19 protein-coding genes and 1 rRNA gene are annotated in these 19985 nt (G+C 47.3%); 19 read left to right on the forward strand and 1 reads right to left on the reverse strand.

What is annotated here, in order from left to right:
• From rrf to pssA, 9 genes are all read left to right on the forward strand, one after another.
• Positions 1 to 95: ribosomal RNA gene (rrf, locus tag BLS69_RS30845) — 5S ribosomal RNA — on the forward strand; the annotation flags it as partial.
• Between the two features lie 179 nt (positions 96 to 274).
• Positions 275 to 1450: a GNAT family N-acetyltransferase gene (gene eis / locus BLS69_RS30850; RefSeq protein ID WP_091039153.1), complete on the forward strand. Its 1176-nt coding sequence runs from the start codon at positions 275 to 277 to the stop codon at positions 1448 to 1450.
• Positions 1451 to 1911: 461 nt separating this feature from the next.
• A complete protein-coding gene (locus tag BLS69_RS30855; protein WP_036607135.1) occupies positions 1912 to 2373 on the forward strand; it encodes a CtsR family transcriptional regulator in 462 nt (153 codons plus the stop codon).
• 31 nt (positions 2374 to 2404) lie between these two features.
• Entirely contained in the window at positions 2405 to 2929 is a 525-nt protein-coding gene (locus BLS69_RS30860; RefSeq protein ID WP_091039155.1) for a protein-arginine kinase activator protein McsA, read from the forward strand.
• A 28-nt stretch (positions 2930 to 2957) separates the two neighbouring features.
• A complete protein-coding gene (locus BLS69_RS30865) occupies positions 2958 to 4028 on the forward strand; it encodes a protein-arginine kinase McsB (protein ID WP_091039157.1) in 1071 nt (356 codons plus the stop codon).
• Positions 4029 to 4213: 185 nt separating this feature from the next.
• Positions 4214 to 6676, forward strand: a complete 2463-nt coding sequence (locus tag BLS69_RS30870; protein ID WP_062836200.1) for an ATP-dependent Clp protease ATP-binding subunit — start codon at positions 4214 to 4216, stop codon at positions 6674 to 6676.
• 260 nt (positions 6677 to 6936) lie between these two features.
• Positions 6937 to 8304, forward strand: coding sequence for a DNA repair protein RadA (gene radA, locus BLS69_RS30875; RefSeq protein WP_036671578.1), 1368 nt, complete (start codon positions 6937 to 6939; stop codon positions 8302 to 8304).
• 13 nt (positions 8305 to 8317) lie between these two features.
• Positions 8318 to 9394 carry a DNA integrity scanning diadenylate cyclase DisA gene (gene disA, locus BLS69_RS30880; protein WP_062836168.1) on the forward strand — a complete coding sequence of 359 codons (1077 nt, stop codon included), beginning with the start codon at positions 8318 to 8320 and terminating at the stop codon, positions 9392 to 9394.
• Positions 9395 to 9439: 45 nt separating this feature from the next.
• Positions 9440 to 10171: a CDP-diacylglycerol--serine O-phosphatidyltransferase gene (gene pssA, locus BLS69_RS30885; RefSeq protein WP_017692048.1), complete on the forward strand. Its 732-nt coding sequence runs from the start codon at positions 9440 to 9442 to the stop codon at positions 10169 to 10171.
• A gap of 126 nt (positions 10172 to 10297) precedes the next feature.
• Here the strand turns inward: pssA and BLS69_RS30890 are convergent, their stop codons facing one another.
• Positions 10298 to 10693, reverse strand: coding sequence for a nucleoside triphosphate pyrophosphohydrolase family protein (locus BLS69_RS30890; protein ID WP_017692049.1), 396 nt, complete (start codon positions 10691 to 10693; stop codon positions 10298 to 10300).
• Positions 10694 to 10866: 173 nt separating this feature from the next.
• Between BLS69_RS30890 and BLS69_RS30895 the strand changes: the two genes are divergently transcribed.
• The 10 genes from BLS69_RS30895 to sigH all read left to right on the forward strand — a co-directional run bounded on the left by BLS69_RS30895 (position 10867) and on the right by sigH (position 19944).
• Positions 10867 to 11952: a PIN/TRAM domain-containing protein gene (locus tag BLS69_RS30895; RefSeq protein ID WP_091039184.1), complete on the forward strand. Its 1086-nt coding sequence runs from the start codon at positions 10867 to 10869 to the stop codon at positions 11950 to 11952.
• 82 nt (positions 11953 to 12034) lie between these two features.
• A complete protein-coding gene (gene ispD, locus BLS69_RS30900) occupies positions 12035 to 12730 on the forward strand; it encodes a 2-C-methyl-D-erythritol 4-phosphate cytidylyltransferase (RefSeq protein WP_091039159.1) in 696 nt (231 codons plus the stop codon).
• Entirely contained in the window at positions 12727 to 13203 is a 477-nt protein-coding gene (ispF, locus tag BLS69_RS30905) for a 2-C-methyl-D-erythritol 2,4-cyclodiphosphate synthase (protein WP_017692052.1), read from the forward strand. The genes ispD and ispF overlap by 4 nt, the downstream gene beginning before the upstream one ends.
• Positions 13204 to 13236: 33 nt before the next feature.
• Complete coding sequence (gltX, locus tag BLS69_RS30910; protein WP_076334125.1) at positions 13237 to 14694, forward strand: glutamate--tRNA ligase; 1458 nt, start codon at positions 13237 to 13239, stop codon at positions 14692 to 14694.
• A 538-nt stretch (positions 14695 to 15232) separates the two neighbouring features.
• Positions 15233 to 15892 (forward strand): serine O-acetyltransferase, encoded by a 660-nt coding sequence (gene cysE / locus BLS69_RS30915; RefSeq protein WP_091039161.1) that lies wholly within the window; start codon positions 15233 to 15235, stop codon positions 15890 to 15892.
• A gap of 42 nt (positions 15893 to 15934) precedes the next feature.
• Positions 15935 to 17335: a cysteine--tRNA ligase gene (gene cysS, locus BLS69_RS30920; RefSeq protein ID WP_091020524.1), complete on the forward strand. Its 1401-nt coding sequence runs from the start codon at positions 15935 to 15937 to the stop codon at positions 17333 to 17335.
• A complete protein-coding gene (locus tag BLS69_RS30925; RefSeq protein ID WP_076334124.1) occupies positions 17332 to 17811 on the forward strand; it encodes a Mini-ribonuclease 3 in 480 nt (159 codons plus the stop codon). The genes cysS and BLS69_RS30925 overlap by 4 nt, the downstream gene beginning before the upstream one ends.
• 43 nt (positions 17812 to 17854) lie before the next feature.
• Positions 17855 to 18601, forward strand: coding sequence for a 23S rRNA (guanosine(2251)-2'-O)-methyltransferase RlmB (gene rlmB / locus BLS69_RS30930; protein ID WP_017692057.1), 747 nt, complete (start codon positions 17855 to 17857; stop codon positions 18599 to 18601).
• A 5-nt stretch (positions 18602 to 18606) separates the two neighbouring features.
• A complete protein-coding gene (locus BLS69_RS30935) occupies positions 18607 to 19128 on the forward strand; it encodes an NYN domain-containing protein (RefSeq protein WP_036607162.1) in 522 nt (173 codons plus the stop codon).
• A gap of 171 nt (positions 19129 to 19299) precedes the next feature.
• On the forward strand, positions 19300 to 19944 hold the full coding sequence (gene sigH / locus BLS69_RS30940; RefSeq protein WP_017692059.1) for an RNA polymerase sporulation sigma factor SigH: 645 nt from the start codon (positions 19300 to 19302) through the stop codon (positions 19942 to 19944).
• The last annotated feature ends 41 nt before the right edge of the window (positions 19945 to 19985 follow it).

Consider the following 19985-nt stretch of genomic DNA (forward strand, 5'->3'; position numbering starts at 1 on the left):
TTCCACACGTACCCATCCCGAACACGACCGTTAAGCCCTCTAGCGCCGATGGTACTTGGACCGCAGGGTCCTGGGAGAGTAGGACGCCGCCAAGCGAAGAACCACTGCCGATGTTATTCGGTGGTGGTTTTTATTTGTTTATTTAAGGGGATGCGTAAGCATCTCTTATTTGACTTTGTAAGAATCCTCTGACACACTCTAAGGGGTACATATATCACATATCAGGCCATGATTTGGATTGATAATAACTCTAGCGAATGGGGTGTAGGACGACATGGAAATTCAAAAATTGACGGTAGATGATTTTGAACCAGCGATGGCACTCTCCGAATATGCTTTTCAGGTGGTAATGAATGATGAACAAAAAGAAAAGCGGCGGAGTCAGTTTTCGTCACAGGATATATGGGGTGTATATGAGGACGGGCAGCTAGGAGCCAAACTTCACATAATCCCTTTTCAAACCTATATTCATGGCAGATCGTTCGAGATGGGCGGTATTGCGGGTGTAGCCACCTGGCCAGAGTATAGACGCAAAGGCTGGGTAGCGGGTCTGCTGAAGCATGCATTGGAAGAAATGAATCGTAACAAACAAAGTATATCGTTCTTGCATCCATTCTCTTTTGGTTTCTATCGGAAGTATGGATGGGAGACTTATGTTGAATTTAAACGTTATAAAGTACCTACAGCTCATTTGCCTCTGAAAAAGGCGACACCTGGAACGATTCGGCGTGGGGATCCAGGTCTCAGCATATTAAAGGAAGTATACAGTGCTTATGCTGAGCGTTATAACGGAACTCTGGTTCGGGATGATGCAAGGTGGGAGAATTCAGTTCTTGTTAATGGGACCAGCCAGAAGGCTGTATATTACGATGAAGCTGATGCAGCACAAGGTTATCTTTTATATGAGGTTAAGGAAAATAAGTTTACCATTAAAGAGATCATCTATCTGAATGAAGAGGCTAGGCAAGGGCTGTGGACCTTCATTGCCAATCATGATTCCATGATTCAGGAAGTTACGTTGCAGGCACCAGCCAGTGATACGCTTGCTTTCCAATTGGATAACCCACGGATTCAGCAAGAAATCGTACCTTATTTTATGGCGCGTATCGTTAGTGTAGAGCAGTTTATATCCCAGTATCCATTTGCAAGCCAGGACTCACCGGTGCAGATTGTTCTACAGGTAGAGGATACCCACGCTCCGTGGAATGAAGGAGTATGGCAATTAAACGTAGCGATGAATGGAACAGCGTCCATATGGAAAACTTCAGAACCAATTACTGATGATCAGACCATTAAGGTGGATATTCAATCCCTTACCGCAGTGCTGATGGGGTATCGCAGACCAACGGAAATGGCACGGATCGGAAGAATTCACGGACCAGAAGCAGCAATTAAGGCTTTGGAACAAGCGATTCCTGAACGGGAAACCTATTTGCTCGATTTCTTCTGATGACTATTCCCACTGCTCCATTTAACTTGATTAGCTTATATAGAAATATGGCGTGATCGAAAGACAAATGGACTTCTCCAGCAATTTTGGGGAGGTTTTTTTGTGTCTGGGGAATATTTCGTGTAAAATCGTAAAAAATGAATAGTGACCCCACTTGGCAAAACCACAAAATATGCTATAATGGTTATAAAGTCAAAGAAAGTCAAAGTCAACTAAAGGTTTAATACTTAAGTAGCTTTCTTTCAACAATCTGATGCATGATCGCCAATATACGGGATTCATCTCATCGGAGGATCAAGGGAATATTAAAGGACCTTCGTGCTTCCTTCGCTCTCCTGTTGATACCTGTGGAAGCAAGATTCGCTGTTTTCCTGATTGGTTAAATGGGTAGAGAAGGTGTACTCTGTGGGGGCGTGTGGGTCCTTATTGACTTAACGTTTCAGACAGTGGAGGATGATTGGATGCGTAATATCTCTGATATTATCGAACGATATCTGAAGAGTATTTTGCATGAAAGTCCCGAAGGAATGGTTGAAATTCAGCGTAATGATCTGGCAGATCAATTCTCATGTGTACCTTCCCAGATCAATTATGTCATCAGCACACGTTTTACACTCGAGAAGGGATACCTGGTAGAGAGTAAACGCGGCGGTGGTGGTTATGTTCGCATACAGCGCATTGAATTACCGGCCCAATCAGCTCTGCATAATCATTTGCACCATAGTATTGGTGAAGAGATCGGGCAGACAGCTGCCGAAGGTCTGATCTATCAATTGGAAGAAGCACGCTTCTTGAGCAAGCGGGAAGCCGGGTTGATGCGAGCTGCTGTATCTAGAGAGGTTATATTAGTCAAACTTCCTTACCGGGATCAAATTCGTGCCAGAATGTTGAAGGCGATGTTAATATCTTTGCTCGGTAAATGAAAACTATCGGGGTCAAAGGAGGTACATCAATATGCTGTGCCAAGAATGCAATAAACGTCCGGCGACACTTCATTTTACGAAAATCGTAAATGGAGAGAAGACGGAATTCCATATTTGTGAGTCATGTGCCCGTGAAAAAGGGGAAATGATCCCTGGAACAGCAGGCGGGTTTTCCATTCACAACTTGTTGTCCGGATTGCTTGATTTTGATCCAGCCAGCAAAAGTGGATCGGCAGGAACACCACCTGCAAAAGCACTTCAGTGTGAAGAGTGTGGTATGACGTACTCACAATTCAGCAAGATAGGCCGATTTGGCTGCAGTTCATGTTATAAATATTTTGACAGCCGTTTGGACCCTTTGTTCAAGCGGGTTCATGGTAGTACGTCCCATGTAGGCAAAGTGCCTGCACGAGCTGGTGGTCGCATCAAGGTGAAACGGCAAATCGCTGATCTGAAGCGTGAGCTCCAGGAGAGCATCGCGCAAGAGGAATTTGAAGAGGCGGCTCAGATCCGTGACCAGATCAGAGGACTTGAAAAAGGAATAGCTCAGGAGTAAAGTTTGTCATGAGTAGGAGGGATGCGTAATGCCTAATCTGCGCTTTACAGAGAAGGCGCTCAGCGACTGGATGCGCAGTGATGCGGCTGATTCCGAAATTGTCATTAGCAGCCGTGTCCGGATTGCACGCAACCTTCAGCATGTTCCGTTTCCGATGCTGGCTTCCAATGAGCAATCGGAAGAGGTGCTGAATAAGCTGAGCGAAGTACTTCAATACGATGACGTTCATGTCTTTGGGGATTTTCATACGTTGGATCTGATCGATATTGACGAACTCGACAAACGGGTGCTGGTGGAGAAACATCTCATCAGTCCAAGTCTTGCGAATGAATCCAGGAATGGTGCGGTTATTCTCAGTGAGGATGAGTCGGTCAGTATTATGATTAATGAAGAGGATCATCTTCGTATCCAGTGCCTCTATCCGGGGTTCCAGGTGAAAGAAGCCTGGGAGAAAGCTTCCGCAATAGATGATGCTTTTGAAGCGCACGTGGACTATGCTTTTGATGATCGCAGAGGATACTTAACCAGCTGTCCTACCAATGTAGGTACAGGTGTTAGAGCATCGGTTATGATGCACTTGCCTGCCCTAGTGATGACGCAACAGATAGGCCGTATTCTAACCGCAGTTTCCCAAGTGGGATTAACTGTAAGGGGGATATATGGTGAAGGCAGTGAGGCGATGGGTAACCTGTTCCAGATCTCGAACCAGATTACATTGGGACAGACCGAACAGGAAGTCATCGAGAACCTGCATGGTGTTGTATTACAGATGATAGGTCATGAGCGTACAGCCAGAGAACGGTTAATTACCGACTCCAGACTTCGGATTACGGATCGTGTCATGCGTTCTTACGGCATATTGTCTCATGCAGCTATTGTTGATTCCAAGGAAGCTGCACAGCGATTATCGGATGTACGCCTTGGCGTGGATCTCGGCTTACTGGATGGATTGTCCATCACGGTAATGAATGAGTTGAATGTGATGACACAGCCGGGATTTTTGCAGAAAACATTCGGGGAAGATATGCGCACAGATGAGCGTGACATCTATCGTGCTCAGTTGATTCGTGATACGATCAATGCAGCGAAGCAGTCCTAGCTTAGCCTGATATTGTATTGAATTATGGTTTCATGCCGCATTGCGGCTTTTATATAATAAGGCATGTACGAATGCCAAATGACTTTATTCGCAGCACGGCTGCAAACAAAAATGATATGAAGAATACGACGGTTATTTTATTACATGACCCTCGTTTTATCCAAAACCATGGAGGTGCAGGAGATATGATGTTTGGAAGATTTACGGAACGGGCCCAAAAGGTGCTCGCACTCGCGCAGGAAGAAGCTGTCCGTCTCGGTCATAATAACATCGGTACTGAGCATATTTTGCTCGGCCTCATTCGTGAAGGCGAAGGCATCGCTGCCAAAGCACTGATCGGCCTGGGACTCGGATTGGAAAAAATTCAGGATGAAGTAGAAACGCTGATTGGCCGTGGCCAAGAGCAACCTACCAACATTGCATATACGCCACGTGCGAAAAAAGTAATTGAACTGTCTATGGATGAAGCTCGTAAATTGGGCCATACCTATGTAGGCACAGAGCATATCCTGCTCGGATTGATTCGTGAAGGCGAGGGTGTTGCAGCACGTGTGCTCAATAACCTGGGTATCAGCCTGAACAAAGCACGTCAACAAGTGTTACAGTTGCTTGGCAGCAGTGAAGCTGTATCCAGTCATAATGGAACACCTGCCAATGTCAGCACACCAACACTGGACAGTCTGGCACGTGACCTCACGGCTTACGCCAGAGAGAATAACCTTGACCCAGTCATTGGGCGTAGCAAAGAAATTGAGCGTGTCATCCAAGTGCTCAGCCGTCGTACCAAGAACAACCCGGTATTGATCGGTGAGCCAGGTGTAGGTAAAACAGCGATTGCTGAAGGCCTTGCACAAAAAATCATTGCAAATGAGATTCCGGAAACATTGCGCGACAAACGTGTAATGACCCTGGATATGGGTTCAGTAGTCGCTGGAACCAAATATCGTGGTGAGTTTGAAGATCGTCTGAAAAAAATTATGGATGAGATTCGCCAAGCAGGTAACATTGTCCTGTTTATCGACGAATTGCATACTTTGATTGGTGCAGGCGGAGCTGAAGGTGCCATCGATGCTTCTAACATTTTGAAACCGGCTCTGGCCCGTGGAGAACTGCAATGTATCGGTGCGACAACACTGGATGAATATCGTAAATACATCGAGAAGGATGCAGCGCTTGAGCGTCGTTTCCAACCGATTACTGTAGATCAGCCTTCTCCGGAAGAAGCGATTCAAATTTTGCATGGCTTGCGTGACCGTTATGAGGCGCATCACCGCGTGAAAATTACGGACGAAGCAATTGTACAGGCGGTTAAACTGTCTGACCGTTACATCACAGACCGTTTCCTGCCAGACAAAGCGATTGACCTGATTGATGAGGCGGGTTCCAAAGTAAGATTGAATTCTTACACGATCCCACCAAACCTGAAACAACTGGAAAGCCGTCTGGAAGATATCCGTAAAGAAAAAGACGCTGCAGTTCAAAGCCAGGAGTTCGAAAAAGCCGCAGCGCTTCGTGATACGGAACAAAAAATCCGTGAAGAGCTGGATGTAACGAAGAATCAGTGGAAAGAAAAACAAGGTCGCACGGATTCTGAAGTAACACCTGAGGATATTGCACAAGTGGTAGCCAACTGGACAGGAATTCCGGTGAACAAGCTGAAAGAAGAAGAGACACAACGCCTGATGAATCTGGAATCGATTCTTCATGAACGTGTCATTGGCCAGGATGAGGCTGTGAAATCGGTCAGCCGTGCGGTTCGTCGTGCTCGTGCGGGATTGAAAGATCCAAAACGTCCGATGGGTTCATTCATCTTCCTCGGTCCTACTGGGGTAGGTAAAACAGAACTTGCTCGTGCTCTGGCTGAAGCAATGTTCGGTGATGAAAATGCAGTAATCCGGATTGATATGTCTGAGTATGGCGAGAAACATTCAACTTCCCGACTCGTCGGAGCGCCTCCAGGATATGTTGGATACGAAGAAGGTGGTCAGCTGACAGAGAAAGTTCGTCGCAAACCATACTCCGTAGTCCTGCTTGATGAGATCGAGAAAGCACACCCAGAAGTATTTAATATCTTGCTGCAAGTGCTTGAAGATGGTCGTCTGACAGATTCCAAAGGTCGCGTTGTTGACTTCCGGAATACGCTGATTATCCTGACATCCAACGTGGGTGCCGAAGCGATCAAACGTAACTCTACACTTGGCTTCACAGCGGTTGTGGATGCAGGTGCGGATTACGATAACATGAAGGGTAAAGTTATGGATGAGCTGAAGAAAAGCTTCCGTCCAGAGTTCCTTAACCGGATTGATGAAATTATCGTATTCCACTCTCTGGAACAGAAACACATTGCAGAGATTGTTACCCTCATGAGTGAGGAACTTCGCAAACGGCTGCGTGAATACGAAGTTGACTTCGAACTCACCGACAATGCGAAGGACTTCCTTGCTAAAGCCGGCTTTGATCCAGCTTACGGTGCACGTCCGCTTCGTCGGGCAATTCAGAAGCATATCGAGGACAAATTGTCTGAAGAGTTGCTCACAGGTAACGTAACCAAAGGGGATTCATTGCTCATCGACGAAGAGAACGGTGCACTGTCTGTTACGAAAAAAGACGTGGTTGTTCCTTCGAATGAGGAAATCGAAACCAAATAATATACATCAAGCACTGGAGTTAAACTTAAGCTTGTATTAATCCTTAATCCTTCTCGGCTTCGGCCGGGGAGGATTTTTTGCACTTTGGACAGAAGACGGACATGATTATGTCAGGAACATGTGTAAAGTTTGCGATAATCCTTTACGAAAAATCTCAAACAATGGTAAACTTTTAGTAACCCTGCACGTCAGGGAGTTTGGGTGAAATTCGTCGAATAATGCAAAATGCTGTTATAAAACTAAATTATAGGAGTGCTGAAGTGGCCAAAGTTAAAACCAAGTTTCAATGTACGGAATGCGGCTATGAAGCCCCCAAGTGGTACGGTAAGTGTCCGGGTTGTCAGTCATGGAATTCAATGGTGGAAGAAACAGAGACGGTGGTCAAAACACAAGGGAGAAATTCTCCTCTGTTTGACAGTAAAGATAAACCGCTTCCTATCATAGATATAGATAGCGGTCAGGAACCGCGTGTACAGACTGGAATCGGAGAGTTGAACCGGGTATTGGGTGGCGGAATCGTTCCAGGTTCACTCGTTCTGGTGGGCGGAGATCCGGGTATCGGTAAATCAACGTTGATGTTGCAGACGTCTCATGCTTTGACGCACTCGGGTTTGCGTGTGTTATATGTTTCCGGTGAGGAATCAGTCAAGCAAACCAAATTGCGGGCAGACCGTCTCGGGGCACTCTCTGCCGAGTTGTATGTGCTGTGTGAAACCAATATGGAACGTGTAGAGGAAGCGGTGGATCAGATCCAGCCGCATTTTCTTGTCATCGACTCCATTCAGACGGTATATCTTCCCGAAGTTACCAGTGCGCCGGGTAGTGTAGCACAGGTAAGGGAATGTACGTCAAGGTTCATGCGCATTGCCAAAGGCAGAGGCATTGCAACGGTTCTTGTGGGGCATGTTACCAAAGAAGGTGCCATTGCCGGTCCACGTATGTTAGAACATATGGTGGATTGCGTGCTTTATTTTGAAGGAGAACGGCATCATACGTATCGCCTGCTGCGTGCGGTGAAGAACCGTTTTGGTTCAACCAATGAGATTGGCATTTTTGAAATGGGCGAGGATGGACTTCGTGAGGTGGGCAATCCGTCCGAACTCTTTTTGTCAGAACGTCCACTGGGTGTAGCAGGTTCAACGGTAGTTGCCAGTATGGAGGGTACACGCCCTCTGCTCGTGGAATTACAGGCGTTGATCTCGACTACTCATTTCCCTTCTCCCCGCCGTATGGCAACAGGGGTAGATCTGCATCGATTAAATCTGATCATTGCAGTGCTGGAGAAACGGATGGGCATGTTTTTACAGACCCAGGATGCATATCTGAACGTGGCTGGTGGAGTACGGTTGGATGAGCCCGCTGTAGATTTGGCGGTTGCTGTCAGCATTGCATCCAGTTTGAGAGATGTACCGACCAAGCCGGATGACGTCATCTTTGGCGAGATTGGTCTGACAGGTGAGGTTCGAGCCGTATCACGGGCCGAACAACGAGTGAAGGAAGCCGCGAAGCTGGGCTTCAAACGAGTCATTTTACCGGAAAAAAGCTTAAAGGGCTGGAAACATCCTCGCGGGATACAACTGATCGGTGTGAATACCGTGGCAGATGCACTAGCGGTTGCTTTAGATTAGGGGGCATAACAAGATGAAAGATTCGAGCCAACTGGATAATATGAATGAATTGTTAAGGCTGATCGCACCAGGTACACCTTTCCGCGAAGGTCTGGAAAATGTGCTGCGCGCCAAGACGGGCGCACTGCTTGTTGTAGGATACAGCCCTGAAGTAATGGAAGTGGTGGATGGGGGATTCTCAATTAACTGTGATTTCTCCCCGAACTACCTGTACGAACTTGCCAAGATGGATGGAGCCATTATTCTTAGCGAGGATTTGAAGCGTATTCTTTACGCCAATACCCAGTTAATCCCGGACTCTTCGATCTCTTCATCAGAGACGGGGATTCGTCACCGGACGGCAGAGCGTGTAGCAAAGCAAACGGGTAAATTAGTCGTATCCATATCACAGCGCCGGAATATCATTACCTTGTATCAGGGAACACTTCGTTATTCCCTCAAGGAAATCGGGGTTATTTTGACCAAAGCAAATCAAGCGATTCAAACCCTGGAGAAATACAAAGCGGTATTAACACAGTCCCTTACAAATCTGAGTGCCTCTGAATTTGAGGAACTGGTGACGATTCCTGAAGTGGTCAATGTAATTCAGCGTACCGAAATGGTGATGCGGATCAAAACGGAAATCAAACGATACATTCATGAACTCGGGAATGAGGGACGACTCATTTCCATGCAAATGGAAGAGCTTGTGGGTACAACGGAAGAAGAAGCCTGGTTGCTCTACAAAGACTATGCCCGTGACGACAGTGATGACAAAATCCGTGAAATTATCGTGGGACTGAAAAGATTGTCGGACGATGAGTTGCTGGATGCACATCATATTGTCCGTCTTCTCGGCTATCCTTCATCAGCCGCTACTTCTGAGGATTCGGTTGCACCTCGTGGATTCCGGGTATTAAATAAGATCCCCCGCCTGCCCAATGTCATTATCCATAACCTGGTGGATCAATTCGAACAATTGCCTCATGTTATTATGGCTACAATTGAAGAACTGGACGAAGTGGATGGTATTGGTGAAGTTCGTGCCCGGACCATTAAGGAAGGCCTCAAACGTTTGCAGGAGCAGATGTTTATCGACAGACAGATGTAAGGGTTTGCCTATATAAAGGCTTGAAATGGATGAGGTGAAACAACGATGCTAACCAGATTCATTCCGAATCTCTTTACCCTGGGTAATCTGTTTCTTGGAATGATGGCGATTTTGCTTGCGATTGATGGAAATTACAGTTTGGCTGCCATTATGGTCATTGTAGCGATGCTGCTGGATGGTCTGGATGGCCGAGTGGCACGTGCGCTTAATGCCCAAAGCGAATTCGGCAAGGAACTGGATTCCTTGTCTGACATGGTTTCCTTTGGTGCAGCACCAGCCTTGATCATATTTATGGTGTCGTTTCAAGATTCGATGCCGATCCTCGCCTGGATCGCAACAGCGGCTTTTCCGATCTGTGGAGCCATTCGTCTTGCTCGGTTTAATGTTCGTCCGGGAATCCCCGGTTACTTCACAGGTCTGCCGATTCCCGCAGCCGGTGGGGTGCTGGCTACACTGTCCTTGTTCAATAAGGATATTGGCCCGGTTAGCATGATGATTGCTACATTGCTGTTATCGTATCTGATGGTGAGTTCGCTTAAATATCCCAATTTCAAAAAGGTCGGTTTGCCACGCAAGGCAATCTGGATTGCACCGTGGGTTGTGTTATTTGCCATAGCCGTAGCCGTTATTTTTCCGGAGCAGTTATCCAAATTGATCTTTATTCCGCTGGTGTTATACGCCCTGTATGGAATGAAGCATAATGTGCGAACAGCGGCCTCGCGTAGTCGGGCGAAAAAGCGCAAGGATGAGAAATCTTCCCGTCCTTCCGATCGTTAAGTCGCCTTGGGGACAGACACTATACAAAGAAAGCACGTACTCTCCTGAACTGGAGAATGCGTGCTTTTTGTTTATTCAGATCTATTTACGGTAAAAGAAACCCTTGCGGACGACATGCATATCTTCTTACGACAGATTAAACATCCCTAACGTTGAACACTTCTGTGATTCGTGATTTACGACCTCTTCCATGTTAATGTCCAGTAGATTACAGAGAGCCGACATGTAGAACAGGTTCCGCCCTAGCTCAGAGCTGATGACCTCTCTGCAGTTCTCACACAACTCACCTTCCACATGCGTTTCCAGCAGGCCCTTGGTTTGAGCGATATCGCTCTCCGGGGCATATTTCTGCTTGGTGGCGTGCAGCTCGATGCAGCCGCATTCGGTAATGGCTTTGGACACGGCACGGTTAACAGACGCTCCGGCTTGTCCCGTTTTGGACAGTACATCAATCAGGCTGCGATGACGCAGCAACAGTTCAGAAACTTGATCCTGGAAAGCCTGTAAACTTAGCGTACTCATTTTGCCACTCACCTCGGGATATGAATTGAATTCATTATATGCCAATAATTTACCTACTTTCAACTGACGATTGCAACATTTCCAAAAAGTTCTTCCAGATGGGATTAGCAATTCAGGAATTGGATCATACTGGATATAAAGATCAAGATACATTGAAGGAGGTGCAGGGACTAATGTGGAAAAAAGGCATTTTAACTTTTACAGGATTGTGCGGTGCATGGTTCGGCTACACGGCATATCATCTGGCAGGAAAATCGGTCCCATGGATGGCTGAGTGGATTCAGTCAGCAGGATTACTGGGAGCTGGTATATCAACGCTGCTGGGAGCTGTAATGTTTATGGCTGTATGTAATATTGGTGGAACATTGATGGCAGACAGGCTGCATAGTGGGATCAATTCATTGGCGAAAGTACCTATGAACGAATTGGCTGCAGGTGCCGCAGGTACCGTTGCTGGGTTGCTGGTGGCTTTGTTGCTCTACCCTGTTGTGAGATGGATGGGGACGGCAGGAGAAGTGCTGCAAGTGGCGCTGACGGTGATTAGTGCTTATTCCGGTTATGCCCTTGCCATGGCGAAGAAAGACGATCTGGGGGCCTTCTGGATGTCTGGACGATGGGGTCATCCTGAGGTGGACGAGGATAGACGGATGGAAGAACATAAAATTCTGGATACCAGTGTTATTATCGATGGGCGTATAGCTGATATATGCAAAACCGGATTTATTGAAGGCACGATCGTAATTCCGGAATTTGTTCTTGAGGAGTTACAGCATATTGCCGATTCATCGGATCTGCTCAAGCGGAACAGAGGACGGCGTGGACTGGACATTTTGAACAAAATCCAGAAGGAACTCGATGTAAAAGTCCTGATCTACGAGGGGGATTTCGAGGAAATCTCCGAGGTGGACAGCAAACTGGTTAAACTGGCTAAAGTGCTCCAGGGTAAAGTGGTCACCAATGACTTTAACCTGAACAAAGTGTGCGAACTTCAGGGTGTATCTGTGTTGAACATTAATGATCTCGCCAATGCGGTTAAGCCAGTTGTTCTGCCAGGTGAGGAGATCATGGTGCAGATCATCAAGGATGGTAAGGAGCATGGTCAAGGTGTAGCCTATCTGGATGATGGCACAATGATCGTTGTGGAGGGCGGACGCGAGTATATCGGCATGATGATGGAAGTGCTGGTGACCAGTGTGCTGCAGACTTCAGCGGGGCGAATGATTTTTGCCAAGCCGAAACTGTTGGAAAAAGCCCAATAAAGCGGTATGATGGGTAGTGTATCGTTGAATGATATTGTATATCTTTGGACGATAAACTGACAGACAAGGCAGGGATTGCGGCATGGATAAAGGGTGGGGCGTTGTCATTGTGGCAGCAGGTCGCGGAACCCGGATGGGGACGACCGAGAGCAAACAGTTTCTGTTGCTGCAGGACAAGCCCGTTTTCATACATACGCTTGAGGTATTTGCTGCGCTGGACGAGATCCGCGAGATGGTGCTGGTCACAGGAGCCGCAGATGTTGAACGCTGCCAGGATTGGGTAAAAGAATACCAACTGGATTCACGTGTCCGTGTTATCCCCGGAGGGAAAGAGAGACAACATTCTGTCCATAAAGGCCTTGAGGCACTTGGGACTGATTGGGTTCTCGTTCACGACGGGGTACGTCCTTTTGTGAACCATGAGCAGATCAAGGGATGCATGGCGGCCGCCATATCCGGTGGTGGAGCAGCTGTACTGGCGGTTCCCGTGAAGGATACGATCAAACAAGTGAATGCGGAAGGAGTCGTTACGGCGACGCCAGACCGCAGCAGTCTGTGGAGCATTCAAACCCCGCAGGCTTTTCGTCTTTCCTCCCTGCTCTCCGCCTACGAATCAGCCGAGCAGGACGGATTTCTGGGGACAGATGACGCCATGCTGGCTGAACGTCAGGGAATGTCGGTCAAGGTTGTGGAAGGCAATTATACTAATATCAAATTAACAACGCCGGAAGATTTGCAATACGCTGCGTTTTTGCTGGGGGGAGAGAAGAAGCGATGATACGTGTAGGACAGGGATTTGATGTACATCAGCTGGTAGAGGGACGCCCGTGTATTATTGGCGGAGTAACGATTCCTTATGAAAAAGGACTGCTGGGTCACTCGGACGCAGACGTGCTGTTACACGCGATTAGTGATGCCATTTTGGGTGCGCTGGCACTTGGAGATATTGGAAAGCACTTCCCGGATACCGATCCGGAATTCAAAGATGCCGACAGCCTGAAATTGCTGGAGCATGTATGGCAGCTTGTGAAGGATCGCGGGTATAAGCTAGGGAATATCGACTCAACGATTATTGCCCAAAAGCCGAAGATGGCTCCTTACATTCCACAGATGGCTGAGGTTATTGCCAAGGCGCTAGAAGCGGATGTAACACAGGTGAACGTGAAAGCAACAACGACAGAGCAACTGGGATTCCCGGGACGGGGAGAGGGCATTGCCGCTCAATCCGTTGTTTGCCTTGTACGTGTGTGATATCATCAATCAATTAGTGACGGAGGGGATCATATGAGCACCGAAATTCGTGTGCGTTACGCGCCGAGCCCAACGGGACACCTGCATATCGGGAATGCCCGTACGGCGTTGTTTAACTATTTATATGCCAAACATAATAACGGTAAATTCATTATTCGTATTGAAGATACAGACGTGAAACGGAATATTGCCGGTGGTGAAGAAAGCCAACTGAAATACCTGAAATGGCTCGGAATTGAGTGGGACGAAAGTATTGACGTGGGCGGAGAATACGGACCATACCGTCAAACGGAACGTCTGGACCTCTATCGTAAATATACGCAGGAATTGCTGGATAAAGGTCTGGCTTACCGTTGCTTCTGCACGGAAGAAGAATTGGAGCAAGAGCGCGAGGAACAGTCAGCACGTGGAGAAACACCGCGTTATTCTGGCAAACACCGTGACCTGACTCCAGAGCAAATTAGTGCGTTTGAAGCGGAAGGCCGCGTAGCGAGTATTCGTTTCCGTGTGCCGGAAGAGCGCACATATACGTTTGATGACATGGTTAAAGGTACAATCTCGTTCAACAGCAAGGAATCCGGTGACTTCGTCATTGTGAAAAAAGACGGCATTCCCACATACAACTATGCCGTTGCTGTGGATGATCACTTGATGAAGATCTCCCACGTCCTGCGTGGGGAAGATCACATCTCAAACACGCCGCGTCAACTGATGATCTATGAAGCGCTTGGCTGGGAGCCACCGCAATTCGGTCATATGACGCTGATCGTGAATGAAAATCACAAGAAGCTGAGTAAACGGGATGAATCCGTCATTCAGTTTATTGAGCAGTATGATCAGCTCGGCTATTTGCCTGAAGCGATGTTTAACTTCATTTCCCTGCTTGGCTGGTCGCCGGAAGGGGAGGAAGAAATCTTCTCGCAAGAGCAGCTGATCTCCATTTTTGATACGAAACGTCTGTCCAAGAGCCCGGCGGTATTTGATACCCACAAGCTGGCTCACTTGAACAACCACTATATCAAACACGCTGATCCGGAACGTATTGCCGAAATGGCCATTCCGCATCTGCAAAAGGCTGGACGTATTTCTTCTGAGCTGTCTGCTGAACAAAAAGAATGGGCTTATACTCTGGTACACCTGTACCAGGAGCAAATGAATTCTGCCTCCGATATTGTCGAATTGTCGGAAGTATTCTTCCGTTCCAATCTAGAGCTTGAAAGTGAAGGAGAAGCAGTGCTTGCGGAGGAGCAGGTGCCAACCGTACTGAAGGCATTTGCGGATAAAGTACAGGCGAGCGAAGAGTTTACTCCAAGCAAAATGGCTGCATTGATCAAGGAAGTACAGAAAGAAACCGGCTTTAAAGGCAAACAGCTCTTTATGCCAATTCGTGTAGCCTTGACTGGACAGACGCATGGACGGGATTTGAACCAAACGATCGTGCTTCTGGGTCGTGATACGGTGATCGAACGTTTGCTTGCGCAAGTAAAATAATCTTAGTCGAGGACATTCCGTTTATTTGGAATCTGAACACAGTCCTATGATGTATGGATTACGTAGGAGGCTGTTGTCAGTCTGAAGCCTTTTCGCTATAATAACAACACAACGAATAATTGATATGATTTATCTAATAGAACAGCAAAGATCGGGAGGAGTAGACTGACCCGGACAGATTCAGAGAGGATGGTCCCGCAGCAAAGAAAGATTTCTTTGGTTGCGGTGGCTGTGAACCATCCACTGTCCATCAGTCGAAATGCGCCCGTGAGCTGCACAGCCGAATCCAGCCCCGCCTTTGTCGATCATGACATAGGAAAACGTTAGGATAGGTTGTGACGATTGGTTTCCGTTACCAAACCGCTTGAGGGCTTATTCTATTTAAGAATGAACCGAGCAGAGTGGGACCGCGATAAACGCCTCTGCAGCTAAATGCTGCAGGGGCGTTTTTTTGTTTAGGCGAGTGTGCAGTACACTACCAAGGAACGCGCCGTCCGGTAAGCCGGAGGACGGGAACCTGAACAAGAGGGGAACGAGCATGTTCAAGAAGATCAGATCAGATATCCAGGTGGTGTTTGAAAACGATCCGGCGGCCCGAGGTTGGTTTGAGGTGGTATTTACCTACTCAGGGCTGCATGCGATATGGGCACACCGGATCGCTCATTTTTTATACAAGCGAAGATGGTTCTCGGTTGCCAGGTTCATTTCGCAGGTTAGTCGATTTATGACAGGAATCGAGATACATCCTGGAGCTACGATCGGAAATCGGTTGTTTATTGACCATGGAATGGGCGTCGTTATTGGAGAAACATGTGAGATTGGCGACGATGTTGTTATCTACCAGGGGGTTACTCTTGGCGGAACAGGGAAAGAAAAAGGAAAGAGACATCCGACCATTGGTAATAATGTGGTTATCTCATCCGGAGCAAAGGTGCTGGGTTCATTTAGCGTGGGGGATCAATGCAACATTGGTGCGAACTCCGTTGTGCTTAAGGAGGTCCCTTCCAATAGTACCGTGGTAGGTATACCGGGCAGAATTGTAAAACAGGATGGCCGACGGGTAGATCGCCTCAGTCAGCAATTGCCCGATCCGGTCGTTGACTCCTTGCGCAGTATGCAAAAAGAACTCGAACGATTGCAGGAAGAAGTACGTACACTGCAGAATGCCCGTGAAAATGAGACTGTGCGTGATACGTGATACAATAAATAAAGGCAGTATAGTATGAAAGGATAAGTGACCATGACGCTTCAGATTTATAATACGATGAGTCGTACCAAAGAGGAATTTGTTCCCCAAGAGCCAGGGAAAGTAAAAATGTATGTCTGCGGACCAACGGTATATGACTACATTCATATCGGGAATGCACGCCCGGTTATCTTTTTCGACACGGTTCGTGGATACCTGGAACAGACAGGACATGATGTGAACTATGTGGTGAACTTCACGGATGTGGACGATAAGCTGATTCGCAAAGCAGAACAACTTGGAACAGACGTTCCTCACGTGGCTGAGAAATTTATTGCTGCCTATTATGAAGACCTTGAGGGATTGGGTATTCCCAAGGCGAGCAGTAATCCGAGAGTAACGGAAAACATGCCGCTGATCATTGATTTTATCCGTGAGCTCGTTGAAAAAGGATTTGCGTATGAAAATGGCGGTGACGTCTATTATCGTACAGGCAAATTCAGCGAATATGGCAAACTTTCGAAACAGAACCTGCAGGAGCTGCAGTTCGGAATCCGTGTGGGTGTAGACGAGCGCAAAGAGCATCCCGAAGATTTTGTGCTCTGGAAGGCTGCCAAACCAGGTGAGATCTATTGGTCCAGTCCTTGGGGCGATGGTCGACCAGGCTGGCATATTGAATGCTCCGCCATGGCTCGGGAGTACCTTGGGGATACACTGGACATTCACGGGGGTGGACAGGATTTGCAGTTCCCGCACCATGAGTGCGAATGCGCCCAATCCGAGGTATTAACAGGTAAACCACTTGCGAACTACTGGATGCATAATGGATTCATCCGGATTGATAACGAGAAGATGTCAAAATCACTCGGTAATGGTGTTCTTGTTAAAGACTTGCGGAATCAATATAAACGCGAAGCGATTCGTTATTTCATGTTGTCTACCCACTATCGCAACCCATTGAACTTCACGGATGATACGATGGAGCAGGCACAGAACAGTGTGGACCGGATTGCGAATGCGGTAGGTAACCTGAACCATCGTCTCAATGCAGTAACTGTTGATCAGGATATCACAGCAGAGTTTGCGGCAAGACTCGACCAAATTCGTCAACAATATCACGAGAAGATGCAGGATGATTTCAATACTCCTGATGCAATTACTGCGATGTTTGAGTGGGCAGGGGAAGCCAACCAACTGTTGCAGCAAGAAGTAGTTAATGCGGCAGACATTCGCGCGCTCCTCGAATTGTTCAGTGAATTGAATGCTGTACTGCGCATTTATACTGACGCAGAGCCAGAACTTCTGGATGAGGAAGTAGAACGTCTGATTGAAGAGCGTGTAGAAGCACGCAAGTCCAAAAACTGGGCAAGAGCGGATGAAATTCGCGATGAATTGTCTGCACGTGGCATTCTGCTTGAAGATACGGCGCAGGGCATGAGATGGCGGCGCAAATGAGCGAAGGACATCCAAATACACCAAAACAACAGGAGCAGGTCACAGAGGGAGGATGGTTCCCATATCCTCCTTCCAGACCTGCGAGGTTGATTCCACCTATTGCACTGGCCTATATTGGTGATGCGGTATATGAGGTAGCTGTTCGTCAATATCTGTTGTCGAAAGCCAACATGCGTCCCAATCATTTGCACCGTAGTGCAACAGGGCTGGTATCAGCGAAGGCACAGAGCCGCATACTTACAACGATTGAGGCTGAACTGACAGAGGAAGAACGGGATATCGTCCGGCAAGGGCGGAATGCCAAGTCGGGTAGTGTACCCAAAAATGCAGATGTGTTGGAGTACAGACATGCCACGGCTTTTGAATGTCTCATTGGTTACCTCTACAGTAGTGGTCATCATGATCGCATGATTGAACTGATCGGGCATGGCATTGAGCACGCGGAACAACAATCGCCATCACCGACAAAAAAATAGAAATTTCAACAAAACAACGCATTACAGAGAGGATCGAACAACGATGGAAGAAGAATGGATCGCCGGTAAACACTCCGTGACGGAGGCGCTGCGTTCAGGCCGGACCATTAATAAAATATGGATTGCCGATACAGCACAGAAACATCTGACTCAACCTATTATCTCAGAAGCTAAAAAACTAGGTATTGTCATTCAACACGTGGACAAGCGTAAGCTGGATCAAACGGTACCAGGCATTCAGCATCAGGGGGTAGTTGCACAAGCTGCACCTTACGCTTATGTGGAGGTAGAAGACATTCTTGCCGCAGCAAAAGCGAAGAATGAGCATCCTTTCCTGATTCTGCTGGATGAGATTGAAGATCCTCATAACCTGGGGTCAATTTTGCGGACAGCAGATTGCACGGGTGCACATGGCGTTATTGTACCCAAACGTCGTTCGGCAGCAGTAACCGTGACGGTATCCAAAACGTCAGCAGGCGCCGTGGAGTACGTGCCAGTGGCTCGTGTAAGTAATCTTGGTCAGACCATCGATCGCCTCAAAGAGGAAGGTGTATGGGTTGTAGGGACAGATGTCACAGCTCATGAAGGTGTCTTTGGTAATGGAGTCTTTACTGGTCCTGTGGCATTGGTAATCGGAAATGAGAACAAGGGAATGGGACGACTTATTCGCGAGAAATGCGATGTGCTGATCAAATTACCGATGCAAGGTCAGATTAATTCCCTGAATGCTTCCGTGGCAGCGGGTGTTGTCATGTATGAAGTGCTCCGCTCGCGTCAAGCGCAGGAATAGAAGGTATGGCTGATTCCCGTGATGTGCTTCTTGTAGACGGGTACAACATGATTGGTGACTGGCCGGAATTAACCAAACTGGCGGAAAGTGGGCTCGAAGAGGCGCGTAACAGGCTGCTCTTTCGTCTTGCAGACTACCAGGCTTTCTCCGGCCGTCGGGTCATTGTTGTGTTTGACGCCTACCTCGTGCCTGGACTCGGTAAATCCTTTACTCAGAGCAAAGTGCAGATCTATTTTACAAAGGAAAAAGAGACGGCAGACGAATGCATTGAGAGACTCGTTCGGGAACTAAGCATGCGAAGACGCCAAATCTATGTGGCTACGAGCGATATGGTAGAGCAACATGTCATTTTTGGACAAGGAGCGCTGCGTGTATCTGCAAGGGAATTGCTAATTGAAGTTGAGCAGAACGAAAAAGAATTAAAAAAACGACTGGAAGAAGATCAGGCGAAGACCACGCGTAACACACTTGGGGGCAAGTTGAGTCCGGATGTATTAAAAGAGTTTGAGCGATGGCGCCGGGAATAACAGCGCGTTTTTACAAAATTTAGAATATTGAAACTCTTGACATTTATGTTATTGATGTTCTTTTTTAGGCAGAGCGTGGTTGACGGTGTGAGGTACCATCATATATACTGATCCTATATTTCATAGAGTAGAGTAACGGGGTACCTTGCGTTGCAGCCGGAGGGATTGTCTGTGAGTGTCGACCTCAAAGATATCATGTTATCCAAGTATGATTACCAAAGTGACGAAGACATTGTCGAAGCTTTCCGTGAAGGCGAAAGCGAAGCGTTAGAGTTTCTAATTAACAAATATCGTAACTTTGTACGCGCCAAGGCAAGATCTTATTTTCTGATTGGGGCAGACCGGGAAGATATTATTCAAGAAGGAATGATTGGCCTCTACAAATCCATTCGAGATTTCAAAGGGGACAAGCTGGCTTCGTTCAAGGCTTTTGCCGAACTGTGTATCACAAGACAGATCATCACGGCGATTAAGACAGCAACACGTCAGAAGCATATTCCGCTTAATTCTTATGTATCTCTGGACAAGCCTATTTATGACGAAGAGTCTGATCGTACGTTACTCGATGTGATTTGTGGAACCCAGGTCAGTGATCCGGAAGAACTTATCATCAATCAGGAAGAGTTTGTGGGCCTGGAAGATAAAATGTCCGAGATTCTGAGTGATCTGGAACGTAAAGTATTGATGTTGTATCTGGACGGGAGATCTTATCAAGAGATTGCAGTAGATTTGGACAGACATGTGAAGTCCATTGATAATGCACTTCAGCGCGTCAAGCGCAAACTTGAAAAGTACCTGGAAGTTCGAGATAATTAAACACATGTTGTCGTTGACGGAAAAGGCTCGGTGTTTGAGTC

Source organism: Paenibacillus sp. CF095, assembly GCF_900101225.1.
GTDB lineage: Bacteria > Bacillota > Bacilli > Paenibacillales > Paenibacillaceae > Paenibacillus.